The sequence below is a fragment of the Tenacibaculum todarodis genome, from assembly GCF_001889045.1.
GTDB classification, from domain to species: Bacteria; Bacteroidota; Bacteroidia; order Flavobacteriales; family Flavobacteriaceae; genus Polaribacter; species Polaribacter todarodis.
This window is the reverse complement of the sequence record NZ_CP018155.1, coordinates 2,905,378-2,924,252: the sequence shown is the minus strand read 5'-3', so window position 1 is coordinate 2,924,252 and position 18,875 is coordinate 2,905,378. Positions and strand designations below refer to the sequence as shown.

Genomic DNA, 18,875 nt, shown 5'->3' with positions numbered 1-18,875 from the left:
AGCCTTCGTTATGAAAACATTACAGCTAAAAGTAAACGATAAAGTTTACGATAAAGTTCTTGCTTTGTTGGGCAAATTCAATAAAGATGAAATTGAAATCATTAGTACAAATGAAAATTTTATAGCTACAAAAAAAAACTTACAAAATGAACTTTCTGAAATTGAACAAGGAAAAGCTTCCTTTGTTTCAGAAGAAGAATTAAAATGCCGGCTAGACAAAATTGTTTAATCTCTACTATGAAAATAGTATTTAAAGAAAGTTTTGTTAAGAGGTTAGAAAATCAACTTAGATTTATTGCGAAAGACAAACCAAAAGCAGCAAGAAAATTTAAAAAAGATGTTTTAATAAAAATCAAAACAATTGCTACCAATCCATATTTATATAGAAAATCTATTTATTTTGAAGATGAATCTATTAGAGATTTAATCTTTAGAGGCTACACAATAGTCTATAGAATTACTAAAAAACAAATTGAAGTATTTGGGTTTGTAAAGTATCAAGAAAAATCCGTAGATTAAATCTTTTATTTACAAAATACAAGAAAAAGAGAATTGTAAGGTTTGTTCGGTAGGAATATTTTCTTTCTAAAATAAATTAAACTCAAATTCGTTTATTAATTGAAAAGCTATAAAAGAATCTAAATGAAAAAAATAATTCACCTATTACTCTTAACTATTTTTATTTTTCCAATATATGGTCAAAATTCAGATAAAATTTTAGACAGACTAAAAGCTATAAAGAATAAAGATATAATACTTTACAATATAGATGGTATAGATTTTACAAGTCAGACTTTTAGTAATAATTTTTCAAAAAAAGGTTTAAAAAAGATCTTTAAAAAATATTCAATTAGAAAAAAAGATGTTAAAATAAAAGACGGAAAATTAGTTTTCAATAATCTTCACATTAGTAAAACTAAAAAAATATCTGAGAACTTAACTCAAAATAACTCATACTATTTTGTAGAAAATAAAAATAAACGAGTTACCGTTTTTTGGTTTGGTTCTATAAATAAAGAACAAAAAAAACTAGAAAGACAACTGATTCAATTAATAATTAACAATGAGTTACCCAAAAAAACATTTCATCAAACTAAAATTGATAGTATTGATTTTGTTGGTAGAAAAATTAAACTTGGAAATGGTTGTTATTGGACAAATATAAACACAATTCAATGTCCTTATAAAGGAGAAATGAATTGGTCCATACATAAAAACTTAAAAAGTGCAGAAGAGTCAATTCAATATCAATTAGCAATATTAAAAGCTAAAAAAGGAGGAAAAATAACTTCTGAAGAAATTTTAGAAATTAAATTTGAAGGCACACTAACTAAGTCTAAAAAAATTATTTATGATTTCACTGGAACTAAATCTCTTTTAGCAGGAATATCTGGGGGAAAAAATTTAACAGTTTTTTATGTTGCAACAAAGATTAGAGAAAACTATATAAGCTGTGTTTTAAGTTTTTGGAATAATGACCAAAAAACTAAAACAGGGCTTGTTCCTTTATTAGACGAAGTTATTATTCTAAAATAAAAACTACCTTCTCCTCTTCTTAGAAGAACCTCTTGTAGCTTTCTTTTTCCTTTTATTAAAAGGAACAGCATCATCAAACGTATTTTTAGCGTTTTTAGCGCCTTTATTTTTCTTCCAAGAATTATCTTCTGGTAACAATTTTTGTAATAAATCTGTACGCCCAACAGCGTTTAATTTATCTTTAATCCACTGTTTGTTTTCCTTTTTATACCAAAAGAAAAACTTGTGTTGATCTTCTTTTTCCTTTTTAGTTTTAGGAGTTTTTGTTGGCTTTAAAGTATATGGATGATATCCCGAATAATAAATTACCGTAGCAACCGTCATTGGCGTTGGCGTAAAACCTTGTACTTGCTCTAACTGGAAACCCATATCTTTAGTTTCGGCAGCTAAATTTGCCATGTCTTCTACTTCACTTGCTGGATGGCTCGATATAAAATAAGGAATTAATTGTAGATTCAATTTCTTCTTAAAATTGATTCTATCAAAACGCTCTTTAAATTTATGAAAATAAGTAAAAGAGGGTTTACGCATCAGCTTTAAAACTGGATCAGAAGTATGTTCCGGAGCGACTTTTAATCTCCCAGAAACGTGTTTTGTCATTACCTCTTCAGTATATGCATCTAACTCTTTTGGATCTGCATTTTTATTAAATTCTGGCACCAACATATCATGTCTAATTCCGCTTCCAATAAAAGATTTTTTAATCTTAGGATGCTTATCAACTGCTTGATATAGTTCCGTTAAAGGTTTGTGAGAAGTATCTAAATTACTACAAATTACTGGAGAAATACAACTTGGTGCAACACATTTGTCACAGATAGATTGCACTTTTCCTTTCATCTTATACATATTTGCAGAAGGTCCGCCAATATCAGATAAATACCCTTTAAAATCGTCCATTTGCGCAACGGTATCTACTTCTTTTAAAATAGATTCTTGACTTCTGCTTGCAATAAATTTTCCTTGGTGTGCAGAAATTGTACAAAAACTACAACCTCCAAAACATCCACGGTGAATATTAATAGAAAACTTAATCATTTCAAACGCAGGAATTGGTCCTCGCTTGTTATATTTTGGATGCGGTAAACGTGTGTAAGGCAAATCGAAAGAAGCATCAATTTCTGCTTCTGTCATCGTAGGAAACGGCGGATTTATAACCAACTGCTTATCTCCTACTCTTTGCAAAATTCTACGCGCATGTAATTTATTAGATTCTTGCTCAATTACTTTAAAGTTTGAAGCAAATTTCTTCTTATTCAGTAAGCAAACTTCGTGTGAAATAATTTCTACGTCTTCCCAACTTTTATGCTTCGGAAGTGCTTCATCCTTATCAATTAAAACAGCCGTTTGTTTAATGTTTTTTAAGCTTGAAAACGGAACCCCTTTTTGCAACAATTCTACAATTTCTCGCAAAGGTTGTTCTCCCATTCCGTAGACTAACATATCTGCTTGAGAGGTTTCTAAAATGGTTGGCAATAACTTGTCAGACCAGTAATCGTAATGTGTTACACGTCTTAATGAAGCTTCAATACCACCAATTAAAACAGGCACATCTGGAAATTTTTCCTTCAAAATTTTTGAATACACCGAAGTTGCATAATCTGGTCTAAAACCTTTATCACCATTTGGCGTATATGCATCTTTATCTCTACGTCTTTTACTTGCTGTATAGTTGGAAACCATTGGATCCATACAACCACCAGTTGCAGCAAAAAACAAACGTGGTTTACCTAACTTTTCAAAATCTTGAAGGTTATCATTTACACTTGGTTGTGGCACAATTGCTACACGTAAACCATAACTTTCTAAAATACGGCCAATTACTGCAGGTCCAAAAGAAGGATGATCTACATACGCATCTCCACTAAATAGAATTACGTCTAGTTCTTCCCAACCTTTAAGTTTTACTTCTTTGGCGGTAGTTGGTAACCAATCGGATGTTCGTCTTAATTTCACGCCACAAAGATACGACGATTATTTTACTATTAAATGCGGAACTTTATCTACATTCCAATCAATTACCAAACCGCCTGCAAGCGATTTAGCAACCTCTTTTCCGTATAAAAACTCACACAAATACAAAGCTGCTTCAAAAGACTTTGCGCCTCCGGCGGAAGTAATATATTTACCGTCATGCACAAACAAAACTTCTTTTCTAATATCTAAATCTGGGAAAGTTACTCTCATTTTATCAATATCTGACGGGAATGTTGTTGACACTTTTCCGTTTAAAACTCCAGCTTTAGCCAATACAAATGCACCATCGCAATGCGAAGTAATAAACTCAGCTTCTTTATCAACTCTCTTTACAAAATCAATCATTGCGGTATCTTCTAAATCGGTATCTAAATGATGTTCTGCGGAAGGAACAACTAGAATATCAATCTTTGGAAGCGAATCTTTTAAGTAATTATAATCTGGTAGAATTCGCATTCCTTCAAAAGTGGTGATTGGTTTATCGGTATTTGCAACCGTAAAAACATTCATTGCTTTTATGTTTTCTCTAAAAATAGTGTGCTGAAAAATATCAAAAGGCGCAGTTAATTCCGTATTAAAAGTTCCGTCCATAATTAAAAAAGCAACATTGTATCTGTCTTTTTCTAACTTCGGAAAAGTCTTTTCTTGTTTAATTTGTTTTAAAGCCTCATTGCTTTCGCCTTCTTTTGGAAATTGACAGCTTGCAAGAAAAATCAACAAGAAAAAATATATAGTTTGCTTCATTATTATAGTCTTTAAAATAAAAATTAAAAATAGTAACTTTATCCCAAACTAAACTTTCTTTCTAATGAAAAAAATATTTCTTTCAATTCTTACAATTACACTATTTATTAGTTGTACAAAAACTACTAAAAAAGAAAAAAAAGACACGTTTGTTGTTGATAATTATACAAAAACTGAAGTAGATATAACCATGCGAGATGGAATAAAACTCCACACAACAATCTATTCTCCGAAAGACACAAGCAAAGAATACCCTATTTTAATGCAAAGAACGCCTTACAGTTCTAGACCTTATGGAGAAGGAATGAAAACTAAAATTGGACCGAATGTTCATTTAATGAAAGAAGGAAATATTGTTGTCTATCAAGATGTTCGTGGACGCTGGATGAGTGAAGGTGTTTATGATAACATGCGTGCTTATATTCCGAATAAAACAGCAAAACAAACTGACGAAGTTTCAGATACTTATGACACTATTGATTGGTTGGTTAAAAATGTAGAAAACAATAACGGAAATGTTGGTACTTGGGGAATTTCATATCCGGGACATTATGCTACAATTTCTGCAATTGATGCGCATCCAGCCTTAAAAGCAGCTTCTCCGCAAGCTTGTATTGGTGATTTCTTTTTTGATGATTTTCATCATAACGGTGCATTTTTACTAAGTTATTTTAGAGCCGTTTCTTTATTTGGAACTTACAAAGACACGCCAACCGATTCGGCTTGGTATTCTTTTCCAAAAATGAATACGAAAGATCAATATCAATTTTTCTTAGATAAAGGTCCTTTATCGAACCTTAACGAATATTTTCAATATGAAAAGTTAGACGTAAAAACAGTTGAAAATAAAGATAGAATAGATGATTTTTTCTGGAAAGAAATAGTTGAACATCCAAATTACGATGAAGTTTGGAAAAGCAAAGGAATTATTCAGCACATGGACAAAGTCCCTTCTTCTGTAGCAACTATGATTGTTGGCGGTTTCTTTGATGCAGAAGATTTATACGGGCCTTTTGAAACTTACAAAGGAATAGAAAAACATGGAAAAGACAACTACAACACCATGGTTTTTGGTCCTTGGGATCACGGGAAATGGGCAAGTTCTGGCGTAAAAAATTCTGTTGGTAATTATTATTTTGGAGATTCAATTTCTTTAAAATTTCAGAAGGAAATAGAAACAAAATTCTTTAATCACTTCTTAAAAGGAAAAGGCGATAAAAACTCTGGTTTGCCTGAAGCGTATGTGTATGATTCTGGTAGAAAAGAGTGGAAAATTTACGATGCTTGGCCGCCACAAAATGTAGTAAAAGAAGCTATGTTTTTATCAGACAATCAAGAATTAACTTCAACCAAAGAATCATCAAACGCTATTAAATTTATTAGTGATATAAAACGTCCAGTTCCCTATTCAGAAGATATTAAAACAGTTTTTACACCACGTAAATACATGACAGACGACCAACGTTTTGCTGCAAGAAGACCAGATGTTTTAGTTTTTGAAACTGATGTATTAACGAAAGATTATACACTAGCTGGAGATATTTTAGCAAAATTGAAAGTTGCAACAACGGGTTCTGCTGCAGATTGGATTGTAAAAGTTATTGATGTCCATCCTTCAGACTATAAAGAAAACAATGACAAACTACAAGACCATTTAAAAATGAGTAATTATCATTTAATGGTAAGAAGTGAAGTTATGCGAGGACGTTTTAGAGAAAGTTTTGAACACCCAAAACCGTTTACTCCAAACAAAAAGACTTCAGTAAATATTAAGTTACAAGACGTTTTTCACACCTTTAAAAAAGGACACAAATTACAAGTTCAAGTACAGAGCACCTGGTTTCCTTTAATTGATTTGAACCCGCAAACGTATGTAGACAATATCTTTAAAGCTGACGAAAAAGACTTTAAAACACAAACACATTCTGTTTTTACAGACTCTAGCATTGAGTTTTCAGTTTTAAAGTAATTTTATAAAGTTACTTACTATTTAACAGCCAAAAGGAGGTATAGAGCAAATTTCTATTACTCCTTTTTTATATGAATAGTTTTAATTTTGACTCATATAAAACAATAAACTTTAACAATCTCTTTAACATTTCATTAAGAAGTGTGCATAACATGTTTACTTAACTTCGTGAGCTAATTCAAATAATCAATTTACATGTCTAAAAAACTACTCTCCCAACTTTTAATAGTTGTCTTTGCTTTTAGCTTTTCTCTTGATGCAAGTGCTCAACGTAGAAAAAAGAAGAATAAAGAAGACGATAAAAAAACTGAAGCAAAAAAAACTACTGCTAAACCTAAAAAAGGAGAAATTCAGCCTTATGAAAAAGTAGTAACTAAAGATCACGCTACAGACGAAGGTCTTTTTAAAGTACACACAAAAGACGAAAAATACTTATTCGAAATACCAGATTCTTTATTAGAAAGAGAAATGTTAATGGTAACTAGAATTGCTAAAACTGCAAGCGGACTTGGTTTTGGTGGTGGAAAACAAAACACACAAGTTTTACGTTGGCAGAAAAAAGGGAAGAAAGTTTTACTTAGAGTAGTTTCTCATAATATTGTTGCTGACACCATTTTACCTGTACATGAAGCTGTTGTAAATTCTAATTTTGAACCAATCTTATTTAGTTTTCCTATTAAAGCATTTAGCAAAGATTCTACTGCAACGGTTATTGATGCAACTTCACTTTTTACTACAGATGTTAAAGCTTTAGGTTTCCCTGCAAGAAGCAGAAAAAAATATAAGGTAACCAGAATAGACAAAGAACGTTCTTTTATTGATAGAATTAGTAGTTACCCACAAAACATAGAAATACGTCACGTAAAAACATACGCTTCTTCTGCACCACCTTCTAACAAAAGTGTAGGTTCAATTTCTATGGAATTAAGTAATTCTATGATTTTACTTCCTAAAGTACCAATGAAAAGACGTTACCACGATGAACGTGTTGGATGGTTTACAAGCTCTCAAACCGATTATGGTTTAAAGGCGCAAAAGAGTAAGTCTGTAACTTATTTAGATAGATGGCGTTTAGAAGTTAAAGACGAAGATTTAGCAAAGTTTAACAGTGGTAAATTAGTTGAGCCAAAAAAACAAATTGTTTACTATATAGATAGAGCTACTCCTAAAGAATGGGTTCCTTATATAAAACAAGGTATTAATGACTGGCAAGTTGCTTTTGAAGCTGCTGGTTTTAAAAATGCAATTATTGCAAAAGATGCGCCAACAAAAGAAGAAGATCCAGAATGGTCTCCTGAAGATGTTCGTTATTCTGTTGTACGTTATTTAGCTTCTCCAATTCCAAATGCAAACGGACCTCACGTTAGTGATCCAAGATCTGGAGAAATTTTAGAATCAGATATCAATTGGTACCACAATGTAATGACTTTATTACACAATTGGTTCTTTATACAAACAGCAGCAATTAACCCTGATGCGCGCAGCAACGAGTTTAAAGAAGAAGTTATGGGGCGTTTAATTCGTTTTGTATCTTCTCACGAAGTTGGTCACACCTTAGGTTTACCTCATAATATGGGAAGTTCTGTTGCGTATCCTGTTGAATCTTTACGTTCGGCAGCATTCACAAAAGAATTTGGAACTGCTCCTTCAATTATGGATTATGCTCGTTTTAATTATATAGCACAACCTGAAGATAAAGGCGTTGCTTTAATGCCAAACATTGGTATTTATGACAAATACGCAATTTCTTGGGGATATCGTCCTATTTTAGACACTGACAATGAAAAACCAGTTTTAGATAGCTGGATTTTAAAACATGCTGGTGATGCTAAATACAGATTTGGTCATCAACAAGCAGGAAATGTAATTGATCCAAGTTCTCAAACTGAAGATTTAGGTGATGATGCAATGCGCGCAAGTGATTACGGAATTAGAAACTTAAAAAGAATTTTACCAAGATTAGAAGAATGGACTTCTGTGAAAGGTGAAAACTATGACGAATTACAAACAATGTATGGTCAAGTATTAAGTCAATTTAACCGTTATATGGGACATGTTGCTTCTAACGTTGGTGGTGTTTATGAAAACTTTAAAACATCTGACCAAAACGGCGCTGTTTATTCGCATACACCTACAGAAAAGCAAAAAAGAGCTATTGCCTTTTTAAATAAAGAATTATTTACAACGCCAACTTGGATGTTAGATACTAATATCTTCAACAAAACACAATTTTCTGGTTCTGGAGACAGAATTATGGGAATGCAATCTAACGCATTGTCTAAATTGTTAAAACCTGGTAGATTAACAAGAATGGTTGAAAACCAAACTTTAAATGGAGCGCAAGCATATTCTATTTTAAGTATGATGACAGATTTACGTAGAGGTGTTTGGTCTGAATTATATTCTAGAAAATCGATAGATGTTTACAGAAGAAACTTACAAAGAGCACATATTGATAGATTAGGTAAATTAATGATCTTAAAAAGCCAAAGAGGTGCAAATTCGGGTTACTTTAAGCAAACTAATGTAAATGCTACTTTATCTGATATTAAACCTGTTGTTAGAGGTGAATTAAACAGAATTAAGCGCGATACTAAAAGAGCTATTGCAACTGCCCCAAATACACTTACAAGATACCACTTACAAGATGTAGTTGAAAGAATTGAAGAAATTTTAGATCCTAAATAAAGATTACTAAATACATAAAAAAATCCAGAGCAAATTGCTCTGGATTTTTGTTTTATATCATCTGTAAATTACTTAACTCTAATTTTGTAAGCTCTCTCCAACGTCCACGAGGTAAATTCTTTTTGGTCATACCAGCAAAAATTACTCGGTCTAATTTTACAACTTTATAACCTACGTGTTCAAATATTTTACGTACAATTCTATTTCTTCCAGAATGAATTTCAATACCAACTTCTGTTTTCTTTTGTCCTTGAACATATTCAACAGCGTCAATAAAAACCTTTTTCCCTTCAATAATTACTTCTCCACGTAATTTCTGTAAATCTTTTAAATCTAACTTTCTATCTAAAGAAGCATGATATAATTTACGAACATCATGTTTAGGGTGCGTTAATTTTTTAGCCAATTCACCATCATTAGTAAACAACAATAAACCGGTAGTATTTCTATCTAAACGCCCAACAGGATAAATTCTTTCTTTTGTTGCATTAGCAACCAAGTCCATAACTGTACTTCTACCACGATCATCATCCATAGTAGTAATATAGTTTTTAGGCTTGTTTAATAAAATATAACGTTTTTGCTCAATAGAAATTAAAGAACCATCAAAGCGAACCTCATCTCCAGGTTGTACTTTATGTCCCATTTCTGTAACTAAATTACCATTAATAGTTACACTTCCATGCTCTATATACGTATCTGCTTCTCTACGAGAACAAATACCAGAATTAGAAATAAACTTGTTAAGTCTTATACCTGTGCTCTCATTTTTTTGAGCTTGAGGTTTAGCTTTTGGCTTAGAAGTTGTGTTTTGAAATCTTTTTTTTGCTTGAGGATTGTTGCGCTTACCAGCTTGTCGTCCTCTCGACGAGTTATTCTTTGAATCCATTTTTTTGTTTTTAAAATGCGTGCAAAGATAGTACTTTATTTATGATTGAAAATCAACAATTTACAATTTATCAATTACCTTTTCTAAAAGTAATGATGTATCAATAAAAATTAGACTAAAAACACCTATTAACAAGAGTATTTTTAAGATGTTATGTAACTTTCTATACTGATTTGTTTGTGTAGATTTTAAAAGAGAAAAACCTACATACATCAAAGTAACCAAGGCCATATAAAAGTAATATTTCATACCGCTAATCGCAGGATTTATTAATAATATTACAACAGGAATTAATGTTAAAAAGAGTAATAAAATTGCAAATCTCTTCGTCTTTTGCTCTCCGTATTTTATGGTAAATGTGTTATAATTATTAGCAATTGCTCCTTTAATATTTTCCAAATCTTTTATTAATTCTCTTATCATAATCACTAGGAATAAGAAAAAGGCATGGACAAAAATTATCTTTGAGAAATTTTTATAATGTACAAAAACTACAAAAAACGGTAAAATTGTTAGTATCGTAGCAGATAACAATCCAATAAAAGGGTACTTTTTTAATTTATGTGAATAAAACCAAATACAAAAAATGTAACCAGAAAAGAACAAAGCTGCTCGCCAAGAAACTAACCAACCAAAGAAAAAACCAAGAAAATTTAAAAAGAAATATAAAGACAATTTTGTTTCTTGTCTTACATAATTATCTAAGTTGGTTTTTATAGGCTTGTTAATTTGATCTGCTTTGGCATCATAAAAATTATTAATAATATAACCGGCAGCAACGGCACAAACTGAAGCTATTACTAAATACAGTAAATGCCAATCGAACAAAACACTTTTTAAGGAATTCTTTGATGAAAAAATAAAAATTGCTGCTAAGTATTGTGCTGCAATTAAAACTAAAATATTGTAACCTCTTACAACAGATAGTAAACTGAAAATTTTGTAAAATATAGATGTTTGCTTAGTAGCATTCATACTTACAAATTTAGAATCGATACACCAATTCTAATTTATAATCTTGCAAACTTTTTTGAGCTTTTTCGTAGTCTTCAGTAAAGCCAAGAATGTAACCCCCGCCACCAGAACCGCAAAGTTTTAGGTAATAATCGTTAGTTGTAATTCCTTTTTCCCAAACTTTATGAAAAGCTGTAGGAATCATTGGTTTAAAGTTCTTTAAAACAATTTTAGATAAACTTTTAACATTTCCAAAAAGCGATTTTACATTTCCTTTTAAGAAGTCTTCAATACAAGCATCTGTATATGTTGCAAATTCTTCGTTAATCATTTTTCTAAAACCCTCGTTTTTCATCTTATTCATAAAGATAGAAACCATAGGTTCCGTTTCTCCAACTTGCTCAGAATCTAATAAGAAAACTGCTCCTTTTCCTTCTTTTTGAGATGGAATACCTGCAGCTTCAATATTTTCTTTTGAATTGATAAGGATTGGTAAACTTAAATAAGAATTTAAAGGATCTAATCCAGAGCTTTTACCGTGAAAAAAAGACTCCATTAAAGAGAAAACTTGTTTTAAAACTAACAATTTATCTCTTGTTAAGTTTTCTAAAACTGTAATTTTATCCGCTGCGTATTTATCGTAAATAGATGCAACTAAAGCGCCAGAACTTCCAACTCCGTAACCTTGTGGTATCGAAGAATCGAAATACATTCCGTTATCAATATCTTTCTTTAAATCACTTAAATTAAAAGAAACAAGATCCGTATCTAAATCCGCTAAATACGTGTAATACTTAGCTAGACTTTCGTTAGATTTTTTAGCTTCACCAGATAAATTTTGCACAGATTTAAGTGCGCCTTTATATGAGTTGAATGGAATTGCTAATCCTTTAGAATCCTTAATGATTCCGTATTCTCCGAAGAGTAAAATCTTAGCGTAAAAAAGTGGTCCTTTCATCTAATTTCAAATAATTTTATACAAAAATACTGATAAATATTAATTAATTGACTGATTAATAGTCGTTTTTATAGAAAATTTTCCACACACCAACTTTCTCTCCTTTGCTATATTTACCTCTTGATGCTATTTTTCCGTTTTTGTAATACGACTTAAAAATGCCATTTCGCTTACCTTCATCGTATTTTGCGTGCTCTTTAAGTTCGCCAGACTCATAATATTCCTTTCTGTTTCCATCTAATTTTCCATCTTGAAAATTAAGCTCATGAGATAGTTGCCCCGACTTGAAATAGTATTTAACCAACCCTTCAAATTGCTCATTATCATAAGTGTTTGTTGTACTAAAACCTTCCATTTGTTTTGTACCATCTTTATAGTAATCTACAATCCAAAATCCATTGTCTTTGGTTTGTGGAGTGGTTCTGTAAAAAGCAGCTTTGTCTTTGGTTGTTTTTTTCCAATTTGCATCTAACCAAATTGTTTCTTGTGCAGTTATTGATGTTGTTAAAAACCCAATAAATAGCAGTACTAAAAATGTTGAATTTTTCATAATAATGGGATTTATTTGAGAACTAATTTACAACTTTTTTGCACCAAATCCTACCGAATCTACGATAAACTGTCCATTTTGACAATATTTAGACAGTTGATTATCAATAAATTGAAGCACGCTTTCTTTTTCTTCAGAAGGAAAAAGCACGTGTACATTTGCGCCTGCATCTAAGGTAAAACAGATATTACTGTTGGTTTCTGCTCTATATTCCCAGATTTTATTGATGATTTCTAAAGTGTTTGGTTTCATTAAAATAAAATAAGGATTGCTCATTAACATCATTGCATGCAATGTCAACGCTTCACTTTCTACCAAACTTATAAATTCTTTAATCTCTCCGTTTTGAAGGATTTTAGACAGTTTTGCTAAATTGTCATTTGCTTGTTTAAACCTGCTTTCGGCATACGGATTATTATGCATTAAATTATGGCCAACTGTTGAAGAAACTTGTTTTTCGCCTTTATCAACCAACAAAATTACATCTTGATAATCATTAAAAATTGGTGCAGCTTTGTGTGGGAATTTTACACCAAATAAATCTGAACTTCCTTCAATTTCTAGATGATTTCCCCAAACAACCAAAGGTCCTTCAATACTTCTACTTGCACTTCCAGAACCTAAACGTGCTAAAAATGATGCTTTTTTATTGATAAACTCTTCAGACAAATCTGGATTTAATGCGTTCTCTAAACTCATTAAACACATTGCAATTGCACTCATTCCGCTTGCTGAAGAAGCAATTCCGCTACTATGCGGAAAAGAGTTTTCCGAAGAAATAGTCATTTTATAGTCTAAAATATAAGGACAATATTGTTGAATTCTCTCAAAAAACGTAGCAATTTTCGGTTTAAAATCGTCTTTCTTTTTTCCTTCAAAAAACAATTCGAAATCTGCTTTTTCATTTCTAGAAACCTTCTGAAAATCAATTGAAGTATTTGTATGACAGTTATTCAATGTAAAACTTATAGAAGCATTCTTTGGTATTTGAGGATTGCTTTTTCCCCAATATTTTACCAAGGCAATATTACTTGGCGTTTGCCATTTTGTCGATATTTTTTCTACTTGCTTTACTTCCGAAGAAAATATAAATTCTGATGTATTCAACGTCTTAAATTTTGCTGTAAAGATAGAATTTAGCCTACACTTCTGCTAATTTTTGTAAAACGGTTTCTTTGTAACTTCTGCTAATTGGAATTGCTTTCTTACCAATTTCAATAAATTCACTGGTATAAGAAGTAATTTGAGGCAGCGAAATTATAAACGATCTGTGCGTTCTCATAAATTTTGCAACAGGCAACTTACTTTCAATATTAGAAATGGTTTCTCGGGTAACAACTACACTATTTTGTAAAGTGATTTTAATATAATCACTCAAACTTTCAATAAATAAGATTTCATCGAAATTAATTTTAACCATTTTACGCTCAGAACGCACAAAAATGAAATTGTTTTTTTCAATTACATCCTCATTTTTATTTTCAATTTTATTAGGAACAGTAGTTTCAAAAAACTTATTTACAGCTTGCAAAAAACGATCAAAAGCAATGGGTTTTAGTAGATAATCTACCGCTTGTAAATCAAAACCATCTACAGCGTATTCTCTATAAGCAGTTGTAAAAATTATTTTAGTTTTCTTCGGAATAGACTTTGCCAAAGACAATCCAGATATTTCTGGCATATTGATATCGAGAAAGAATAAATCTACTTTTTGAGTATTCATTATTTGAAAAGCTTCCATGGCATTTTTACAGCTTTTTAATAACTGTAAATTAGGAATTTTCTCTACAAAAGACTCTAAAACTCCTCTTGCAACTGGCTCATCATCTACAATTACGCAGGTTATTTTAGTGGTCATTCTTTAATATATTTAAGCTGTTAATTTTCACTTTTAAAGCTACAATAAACAATTGGTTTTCTTGTTCAATTTTTAATTGATGCCCATTTGGATACAGCATTTCTAATCGTTTTTTTATGTTATCTAACCCAATACCTGTTTCGTTGCTTGTTTCTTCTAAAGTTGAATTACTTATTTTAAAGAACAGCAATTCATTTTCAATTTTTATTGAAATAACAACTTTTAGTTTTCCATCAATTATGGTTCCGTGTTTAAAACTGTTTTCTACAAACGGAATTAATAACATTGGTGCAATTTGTACATTTTCAGTATTTCCTTCTTCAGAAATACTAACATTTAAAGTATCATGAAACCTCATTTTTTCTAAAGATACATAATCTTTTAAATGATCTATTTCATCTTGCAAAAGTACCGCAGGTTTTTCAACTTGATATAAAATATAATCTAACAGATTAGACAATTTTAAAATCATTTCTGGGGCTTTATCAGCTTTTTTTAATGCAAAACCATAAATTGTATTTAACGAATTGAATAAAAAATGTGGATGGATTTGCATTTTTAAAAACTTTAATTCCTGTTCTTTAAGTTGTAATTGTGTTTGTAAAAACTTGTTTTTTAAGTCTTCATTTTTAATACTCTGTTTATAATTATGGATAAACATCCCAAAAGTAATTACTATAAAAATCACAAAATAAACACCTAGTATAATGAATAAAAATCCTTTTGTAATTGGAGTTATGTCTTCAGATTTTAAAAAGTCTGAAAAAACCAAACCAAAGAAAATAGAAAGCACAATAAAAAAGAAAGAAACAATAAATGTATAAATACTGTATAAAATAAAGAGTTTTTGTTTCTTCTTTACTAAATAAGTAGGCACTAAATAGTACAAGAAAAAATAACTTATAAAAATTGTAATTGGCATTAAAAACAATGAAAACCTATTTACATATTTAACATTATTACTTCCGTAGCCTAAAAAATAATTATAGAAAAAATAGATGCCAATCCAAAAAATAAAATGAATTGTTATCGTTATTAATACCGTAAAAATCGATACTGATTTTTTCATAGCTTGCAATATCTATTTTTTTAGATACATTTATGGACTTTTGCGACAAAATTCAGGATTTTGTAGATAAGTAACCATTTTTCTGAAATTAGACTTAAAACTGTTATTTTTACTTCAAAATAAGTCAATTGTCGAGTTAAATATTAAAAAGCCCTTTCTTAATTTACATTTGAAACACATTAACTTTAAAACTATTTATTATGAATTTATTACAAGAAGGTGGTCCATTATTTATGTACACAATTTTAATTTGTGTAATTGTTTGCGTTGTATTTATTGTTAAAGCATTTTTAAAAGGTGATGTTGACGTAAAGACACAAAAACTACTTAAACATGTAGGTTTATTTGCATTAGTTTGGGGGTTTTTAGGTTTTATGATTGGTATAATTGGTGCAATGGATGCTATTGCCATTGCTAATGATATATCAGTTCCAGTACTTGCTTGGGGTTTAAGAGTTGGTTTACTTTCACCTGCATTTGGAATGGTTGCTTTTTTAATTGCTCGTTTAGGCTTAATTGGATTGACATTAAAAGAAAAATAATATTGATTTTTTGATTCCACAGAAAAATACTCATTCCAAATATTGAAATGAGTATTTTTGCTTTATGCGAAAAATAAAATTACTTTGGGATTTTAGAGGTGAAGATGCAAAAGAAACTGCAAAACATCACACCATTCATTTAAAAGAGTTTGCTCAAATTGAAAACTTATCTTTTCATGAAATTGATATTCAAGAAAAAAATCCAATGTTATTTTCTGCTTTTATCACTATTGATGAAAAAGACATGAAAACTTTTAGAGATGCACTAAAGCCTCATCGTGGCGAATTAGCCGATTAATTTTCTAAAATTTCTTTAATGTTGGGTTTAAAATAATTTGGTCCTTTTAAAACCTTACCATCTTCTCTGTAAATTGGTTTGCCATCTTCGCCTAATTTACTCATATTACTACGTTGAATTTCATTGAAAACTTCTTCAATTTTATCTTGCATTCCGTGTTCTATAATTGTTCCACATAAAATGTACAGCATATCTCCAAGTGCATCTGCAACCTCAACTAAATCATTATTTTCAGCAGCTTCTAAATACTCTTCATTTTCTTCTTTCATCAATTCAAAACGCAACTTTTTTCTGTCTTCAGAAATTGAAACTGTAGGTTTATCTTGTATGTTAATTTTAAACGCTGTGTGAAAATCGTGTACTGCTTTTATTTTGTTCTTCATTTTTATATTTTATGTAAATTGTTTTAAAATTCTTGCAGGCATAACTTTTAAAGCCCAAGCTACCAAACGCCATCGCTTAGAAATATATGCTACCCTTTTTTTCTTTTTAATTGCTGTGTAAATTTGTTTTGCCGCTTTTTTAACCGGAACCATCCAGAAAATTTCTTCTCCTAAAGCCATTGGTGTATCAACAAAACCGGGTCTAATATCAGTAATAAATACTTTCTTAGATTTTATGGTTTTTGTTTTAAAATACAAACTCTCTAAATATGCTTTTTGATATGCTTTAGATGAAAAATAGACTGGCGAAGATCTATTTCCTCTAATTGACGCTATAGAAGAAATACCAACCAAATGTCCAAATTGCTGTTTTCTGAATAAATTATATGCTAAAGTATATAACTTTGTAACTCCTAAAACATTGGTGTTTATGGTTTGCTCTTCTTTGCCCCATTCTAACTTCGGATTTACAAAACCAACTCCCGAAGATTGTACAATTAAATCGACCGTTTTTAATTCTTCAACCATTTCAAAAAACACTTTTTCAAGATCTTCTATTTGCTGAATATCGTTTTGCTTGATTATAATTTGTGACGGAAATTGAGCTTTAAGTTCCTCAAGTTTCTCTAATCTTCTTCCCGTTATGGCTACTTTGTAGTTATTTTGAACTAGAATCTTTGTTAATTCATAACCAATTCCAGAAGTTGCACCAAATACAATAGCTTTATTCATATAATATCGTAATTTTGCTAAAAATACTAAACATAACGTTTTTTAACGCGTTTTGTTAATTACTATTAATAACCTTATGAGTTTACTTATTGCTACTAAAATGTTTACAACAGGAAGAATTGTTTTTGCAATTTGCTTTATTATAGTTTTTGTTGGTTTTATGATTTTTAGCTATATAAAAGATGCTAAAAGTCATTCAATACACTATAAAAACACTGCTAAATATGTAGGAATTGCTTTAATTACTACAATTGCTGTTTTAATTTTATCGAAGTATATTTTTTAATATTACTTTAATTGAAAATGTATATGGTCGTCATGTCTGACAGCTCCACAACCATGAAATCTAATTTTACTACTAGATAAATTTAATCTATTTTTTAAATGTGGTTCAATAAATATTTTACCTACTTCTTTCTGATTTACAATTAAATTTACCAAATCTCTATTAGCTTTATTTGAAAAAGTGATGTCTTTATTTATAGTTACTAAAGTTAAATACTTTGGAAAATCATACTGCCAATAACCTTTCTCTTTGCAAAATTCAGTTTGATTAAATTCTTTTGCTGTAGGATTTTCATAAACCCCATAACCGCTTATTGATGGTTTTTTATTAGATAATCTTTCATTTTCTGCATAAACGAAAGATATATCAATCTTCTTTCCATCGTTATGACTTAAATGCGGAAGTAATGGAAACTTATCAAAAAACGGAAAATTTGCATCAAGATATATTAATTTTATTCCTTTATTTTTATTTGAAAAATCTATCGCAATTTTAGAAATTACAGTATTTAATTCTGGTTTCACATAATTTCTATTTGCCAATTTATAAAAGAAGGAATGCGCTTGAAGTACTGAGCTATCTTTAATTTTCTCTCTTCCAAAATATGATGAAACATTTGGAACAACAAGAAAAGTAGCTATTAAGTATATAATGGAAAAATACAAGAACCTTTTTATGACTTTCTTTTCAGAATTTTTCTTCACTAAAAAAACAGAAAACAAATAAATAACGCCACCAATTTGTGTTACAATAGTTAGTAAGAAAAAAATAAATATGTGAAGTAAAAATTTAAGAAAAATCATATTTCATTATATCGAAAACAATCTGTTGTATGATCATTAACCATACCTACAGCTTGCATATACGCATACATTACAGTTGAACCAACAAATTTGAATCCGCGTTTTTTTAAGTCTTTAGAAATCTTATCTGATAGTTCTGTAGTTGCCGGAACGTCTTCTCTTTTGTGAAACGTATTTACAATTGGTTTTCCATCAACATAACCCCAAATAAATTTAGAAAAAGATCCAAATTCTTTTTGTACTTCCATAAAAAATTTAGCGTTTGTAATGGCACTTTTCACTTTTAACTTATTTCTTATTATCCCCGAATCTTGTAATAAGGAATCGTATTTTTCTTCGGAATAAAGCGCTATTTTCTGATAATCAAAATCATCAAATGCTTTTCTAAAGTTCTCTCTTTTTTTAAGAATGGTAATCCAACTTAATCCTGCTTGAAAAGTTTCAAGAATTAAAAACTCAAACAATGTTTTATCATCATAAACGGGTGTTCCCCATTCTTTATCGTGGTAATCAATATAAATTTGATCACTATTTACCCAAAAGCATCGTTTTTTATCCATTTAATATTTTTAAAGTTGAAATTTAGTTAAAATTCTATGAAAAACGGAATAATTTTTGCAACTTTATAGAGTATAAATA

The 18,875-nt window shown here is 30.1% G+C and carries 21 protein-coding genes; 8 read left to right on the top strand and 13 right to left on the bottom strand.

Annotation, left to right across the window (positions count from 1 at the left end):
• Nucleotides 1-10: 10 nt before the first annotated feature.
• From LPB136_RS13355 to LPB136_RS13345, 3 genes are all read left to right on the top strand, one after another.
• Complete coding sequence (locus tag LPB136_RS13355; RefSeq protein ID WP_072554173.1) at nucleotides 11-229, top strand: tRNA pseudouridine synthase A; 219 nt, start codon at nucleotides 11-13, stop codon at nucleotides 227-229.
• Between the two features lie 8 nt (nucleotides 230-237).
• Complete coding sequence (locus LPB136_RS13350) at nucleotides 238-519, top strand: type II toxin-antitoxin system RelE/ParE family toxin (RefSeq protein ID WP_072557000.1); 282 nt, start codon at nucleotides 238-240, stop codon at nucleotides 517-519.
• A gap of 123 nt (nucleotides 520-642) precedes the next feature.
• Nucleotides 643-1,536: a hypothetical protein gene (locus LPB136_RS13345; protein ID WP_072556811.1), complete on the top strand. Its 894-nt coding sequence runs from the start codon at nucleotides 643-645 to the stop codon at nucleotides 1,534-1,536.
• Nucleotides 1,537-1,539: 3 nt separating this feature from the next.
• On the opposite strand, the gene LPB136_RS13340 is transcribed toward LPB136_RS13345, so the two are convergent.
• Both LPB136_RS13340 and LPB136_RS13335 read right to left on the bottom strand, forming a co-directional pair.
• On the bottom strand, nucleotides 1,540-3,492 hold the full coding sequence (locus LPB136_RS13340; protein ID WP_072556810.1) for a YgiQ family radical SAM protein: 1,953 nt from the start codon (nucleotides 3,490-3,492) through the stop codon (nucleotides 1,540-1,542).
• An 18-nt stretch (nucleotides 3,493-3,510) separates the two neighbouring features.
• Nucleotides 3,511-4,257, bottom strand: a complete 747-nt coding sequence (locus LPB136_RS13335) for a DJ-1/PfpI family protein (RefSeq protein ID WP_072556809.1) — start codon at nucleotides 4,255-4,257, stop codon at nucleotides 3,511-3,513.
• A 64-nt stretch (nucleotides 4,258-4,321) separates the two neighbouring features.
• Between LPB136_RS13335 and LPB136_RS13330 the strand changes: the two genes are divergently transcribed.
• Nucleotides 4,322-6,226 carry a CocE/NonD family hydrolase gene (locus LPB136_RS13330; RefSeq protein WP_072556808.1) on the top strand — a complete coding sequence of 635 codons (1,905 nt, stop codon included), beginning with the start codon at nucleotides 4,322-4,324 and terminating at the stop codon, nucleotides 6,224-6,226.
• A gap of 195 nt (nucleotides 6,227-6,421) precedes the next feature.
• The gene (locus tag LPB136_RS13325) at nucleotides 6,422-8,914 is read left to right on the top strand and encodes a zinc-dependent metalloprotease (RefSeq protein ID WP_072556807.1); all 2,493 of its coding nucleotides are present in this window, start codon (nucleotides 6,422-6,424) and stop codon (nucleotides 8,912-8,914) included.
• Between the two features lie 52 nt (nucleotides 8,915-8,966).
• On the opposite strand, the gene LPB136_RS13320 is transcribed toward LPB136_RS13325, so the two are convergent.
• From LPB136_RS13320 to LPB136_RS13290, 7 genes are read right to left on the bottom strand one after another with little or no spacing between them, the layout of a single operon-like run.
• Complete coding sequence (locus LPB136_RS13320; protein WP_072556806.1) at nucleotides 8,967-9,803, bottom strand: pseudouridine synthase; 837 nt, start codon at nucleotides 9,801-9,803, stop codon at nucleotides 8,967-8,969.
• Nucleotides 9,804-9,863: 60 nt separating this feature from the next.
• The gene (locus tag LPB136_RS13315) at nucleotides 9,864-10,778 is read right to left on the bottom strand and encodes a geranylgeranylglycerol-phosphate geranylgeranyltransferase (RefSeq protein ID WP_072556805.1); all 915 of its coding nucleotides are present in this window, start codon (nucleotides 10,776-10,778) and stop codon (nucleotides 9,864-9,866) included.
• 10 nt (nucleotides 10,779-10,788) lie between these two features.
• On the bottom strand, nucleotides 10,789-11,715 hold the full coding sequence (locus LPB136_RS13310; protein ID WP_072556804.1) for a mevalonate kinase family protein: 927 nt from the start codon (nucleotides 11,713-11,715) through the stop codon (nucleotides 10,789-10,791).
• Nucleotides 11,716-11,770: 55 nt separating this feature from the next.
• Nucleotides 11,771-12,265 carry a toxin-antitoxin system YwqK family antitoxin gene (locus LPB136_RS13305; RefSeq protein WP_072556803.1) on the bottom strand — a complete coding sequence of 165 codons (495 nt, stop codon included), beginning with the start codon at nucleotides 12,263-12,265 and terminating at the stop codon, nucleotides 11,771-11,773.
• A 27-nt stretch (nucleotides 12,266-12,292) separates the two neighbouring features.
• Nucleotides 12,293-13,372 (bottom strand): diphosphomevalonate decarboxylase, encoded by a 1,080-nt coding sequence (locus LPB136_RS13300; RefSeq protein WP_072556802.1) that lies wholly within the window; start codon nucleotides 13,370-13,372, stop codon nucleotides 12,293-12,295.
• Nucleotides 13,373-13,406: 34 nt separating this feature from the next.
• Complete coding sequence (locus LPB136_RS13295) at nucleotides 13,407-14,123, bottom strand: LytR/AlgR family response regulator transcription factor (protein WP_072556801.1); 717 nt, start codon at nucleotides 14,121-14,123, stop codon at nucleotides 13,407-13,409.
• Nucleotides 14,113-15,192 carry a sensor histidine kinase gene (locus tag LPB136_RS13290; RefSeq protein WP_072556999.1) on the bottom strand — a complete coding sequence of 360 codons (1,080 nt, stop codon included), beginning with the start codon at nucleotides 15,190-15,192 and terminating at the stop codon, nucleotides 14,113-14,115. The genes LPB136_RS13295 and LPB136_RS13290 overlap by 11 nt, the downstream gene beginning before the upstream one ends.
• Before the next feature lie 200 nt (nucleotides 15,193-15,392).
• Between LPB136_RS13290 and LPB136_RS13285 the strand changes: the two genes are divergently transcribed.
• Both LPB136_RS13285 and LPB136_RS13280 read left to right on the top strand, forming a co-directional pair.
• On the top strand, nucleotides 15,393-15,734 hold the full coding sequence (locus LPB136_RS13285) for a hypothetical protein (RefSeq protein WP_072556800.1): 342 nt from the start codon (nucleotides 15,393-15,395) through the stop codon (nucleotides 15,732-15,734).
• Between the two features lie 64 nt (nucleotides 15,735-15,798).
• A complete protein-coding gene (locus tag LPB136_RS13280) occupies nucleotides 15,799-16,032 on the top strand; it encodes a hypothetical protein (RefSeq protein ID WP_072556799.1) in 234 nt (77 codons plus the stop codon).
• Here LPB136_RS13280 and LPB136_RS13275 read toward each other — a convergent pair.
• Both LPB136_RS13275 and LPB136_RS13270 read right to left on the bottom strand, forming a co-directional pair.
• Entirely contained in the window at nucleotides 16,029-16,415 is a 387-nt protein-coding gene (locus tag LPB136_RS13275) for a pyrophosphohydrolase domain-containing protein (RefSeq protein WP_072556798.1), read from the bottom strand. The genes LPB136_RS13280 and LPB136_RS13275 overlap by 4 nt on opposite strands.
• A 9-nt stretch (nucleotides 16,416-16,424) precedes the next feature.
• The gene (locus LPB136_RS13270; RefSeq protein WP_072556797.1) at nucleotides 16,425-17,147 is read right to left on the bottom strand and encodes an SDR family NAD(P)-dependent oxidoreductase; all 723 of its coding nucleotides are present in this window, start codon (nucleotides 17,145-17,147) and stop codon (nucleotides 16,425-16,427) included.
• 76 nt (nucleotides 17,148-17,223) lie between these two features.
• Between LPB136_RS13270 and LPB136_RS13265 the strand changes: the two genes are divergently transcribed.
• The gene (locus tag LPB136_RS13265) at nucleotides 17,224-17,433 is read left to right on the top strand and encodes a hypothetical protein (protein WP_237267398.1); all 210 of its coding nucleotides are present in this window, start codon (nucleotides 17,224-17,226) and stop codon (nucleotides 17,431-17,433) included.
• Between the two features lie 2 nt (nucleotides 17,434-17,435).
• Here the strand turns inward: LPB136_RS13265 and LPB136_RS13260 are convergent, their stop codons facing one another.
• Entirely contained in the window at nucleotides 17,436-18,236 is an 801-nt protein-coding gene (locus LPB136_RS13260; protein ID WP_072556796.1) for a hypothetical protein, read from the bottom strand.
• Nucleotides 18,233-18,796 carry a DNA-3-methyladenine glycosylase I gene (locus tag LPB136_RS13255; RefSeq protein WP_072556795.1) on the bottom strand — a complete coding sequence of 188 codons (564 nt, stop codon included), beginning with the start codon at nucleotides 18,794-18,796 and terminating at the stop codon, nucleotides 18,233-18,235. The genes LPB136_RS13260 and LPB136_RS13255 overlap by 4 nt, the downstream gene beginning before the upstream one ends.
• Nucleotides 18,797-18,875 lie beyond the last annotated feature (79 nt).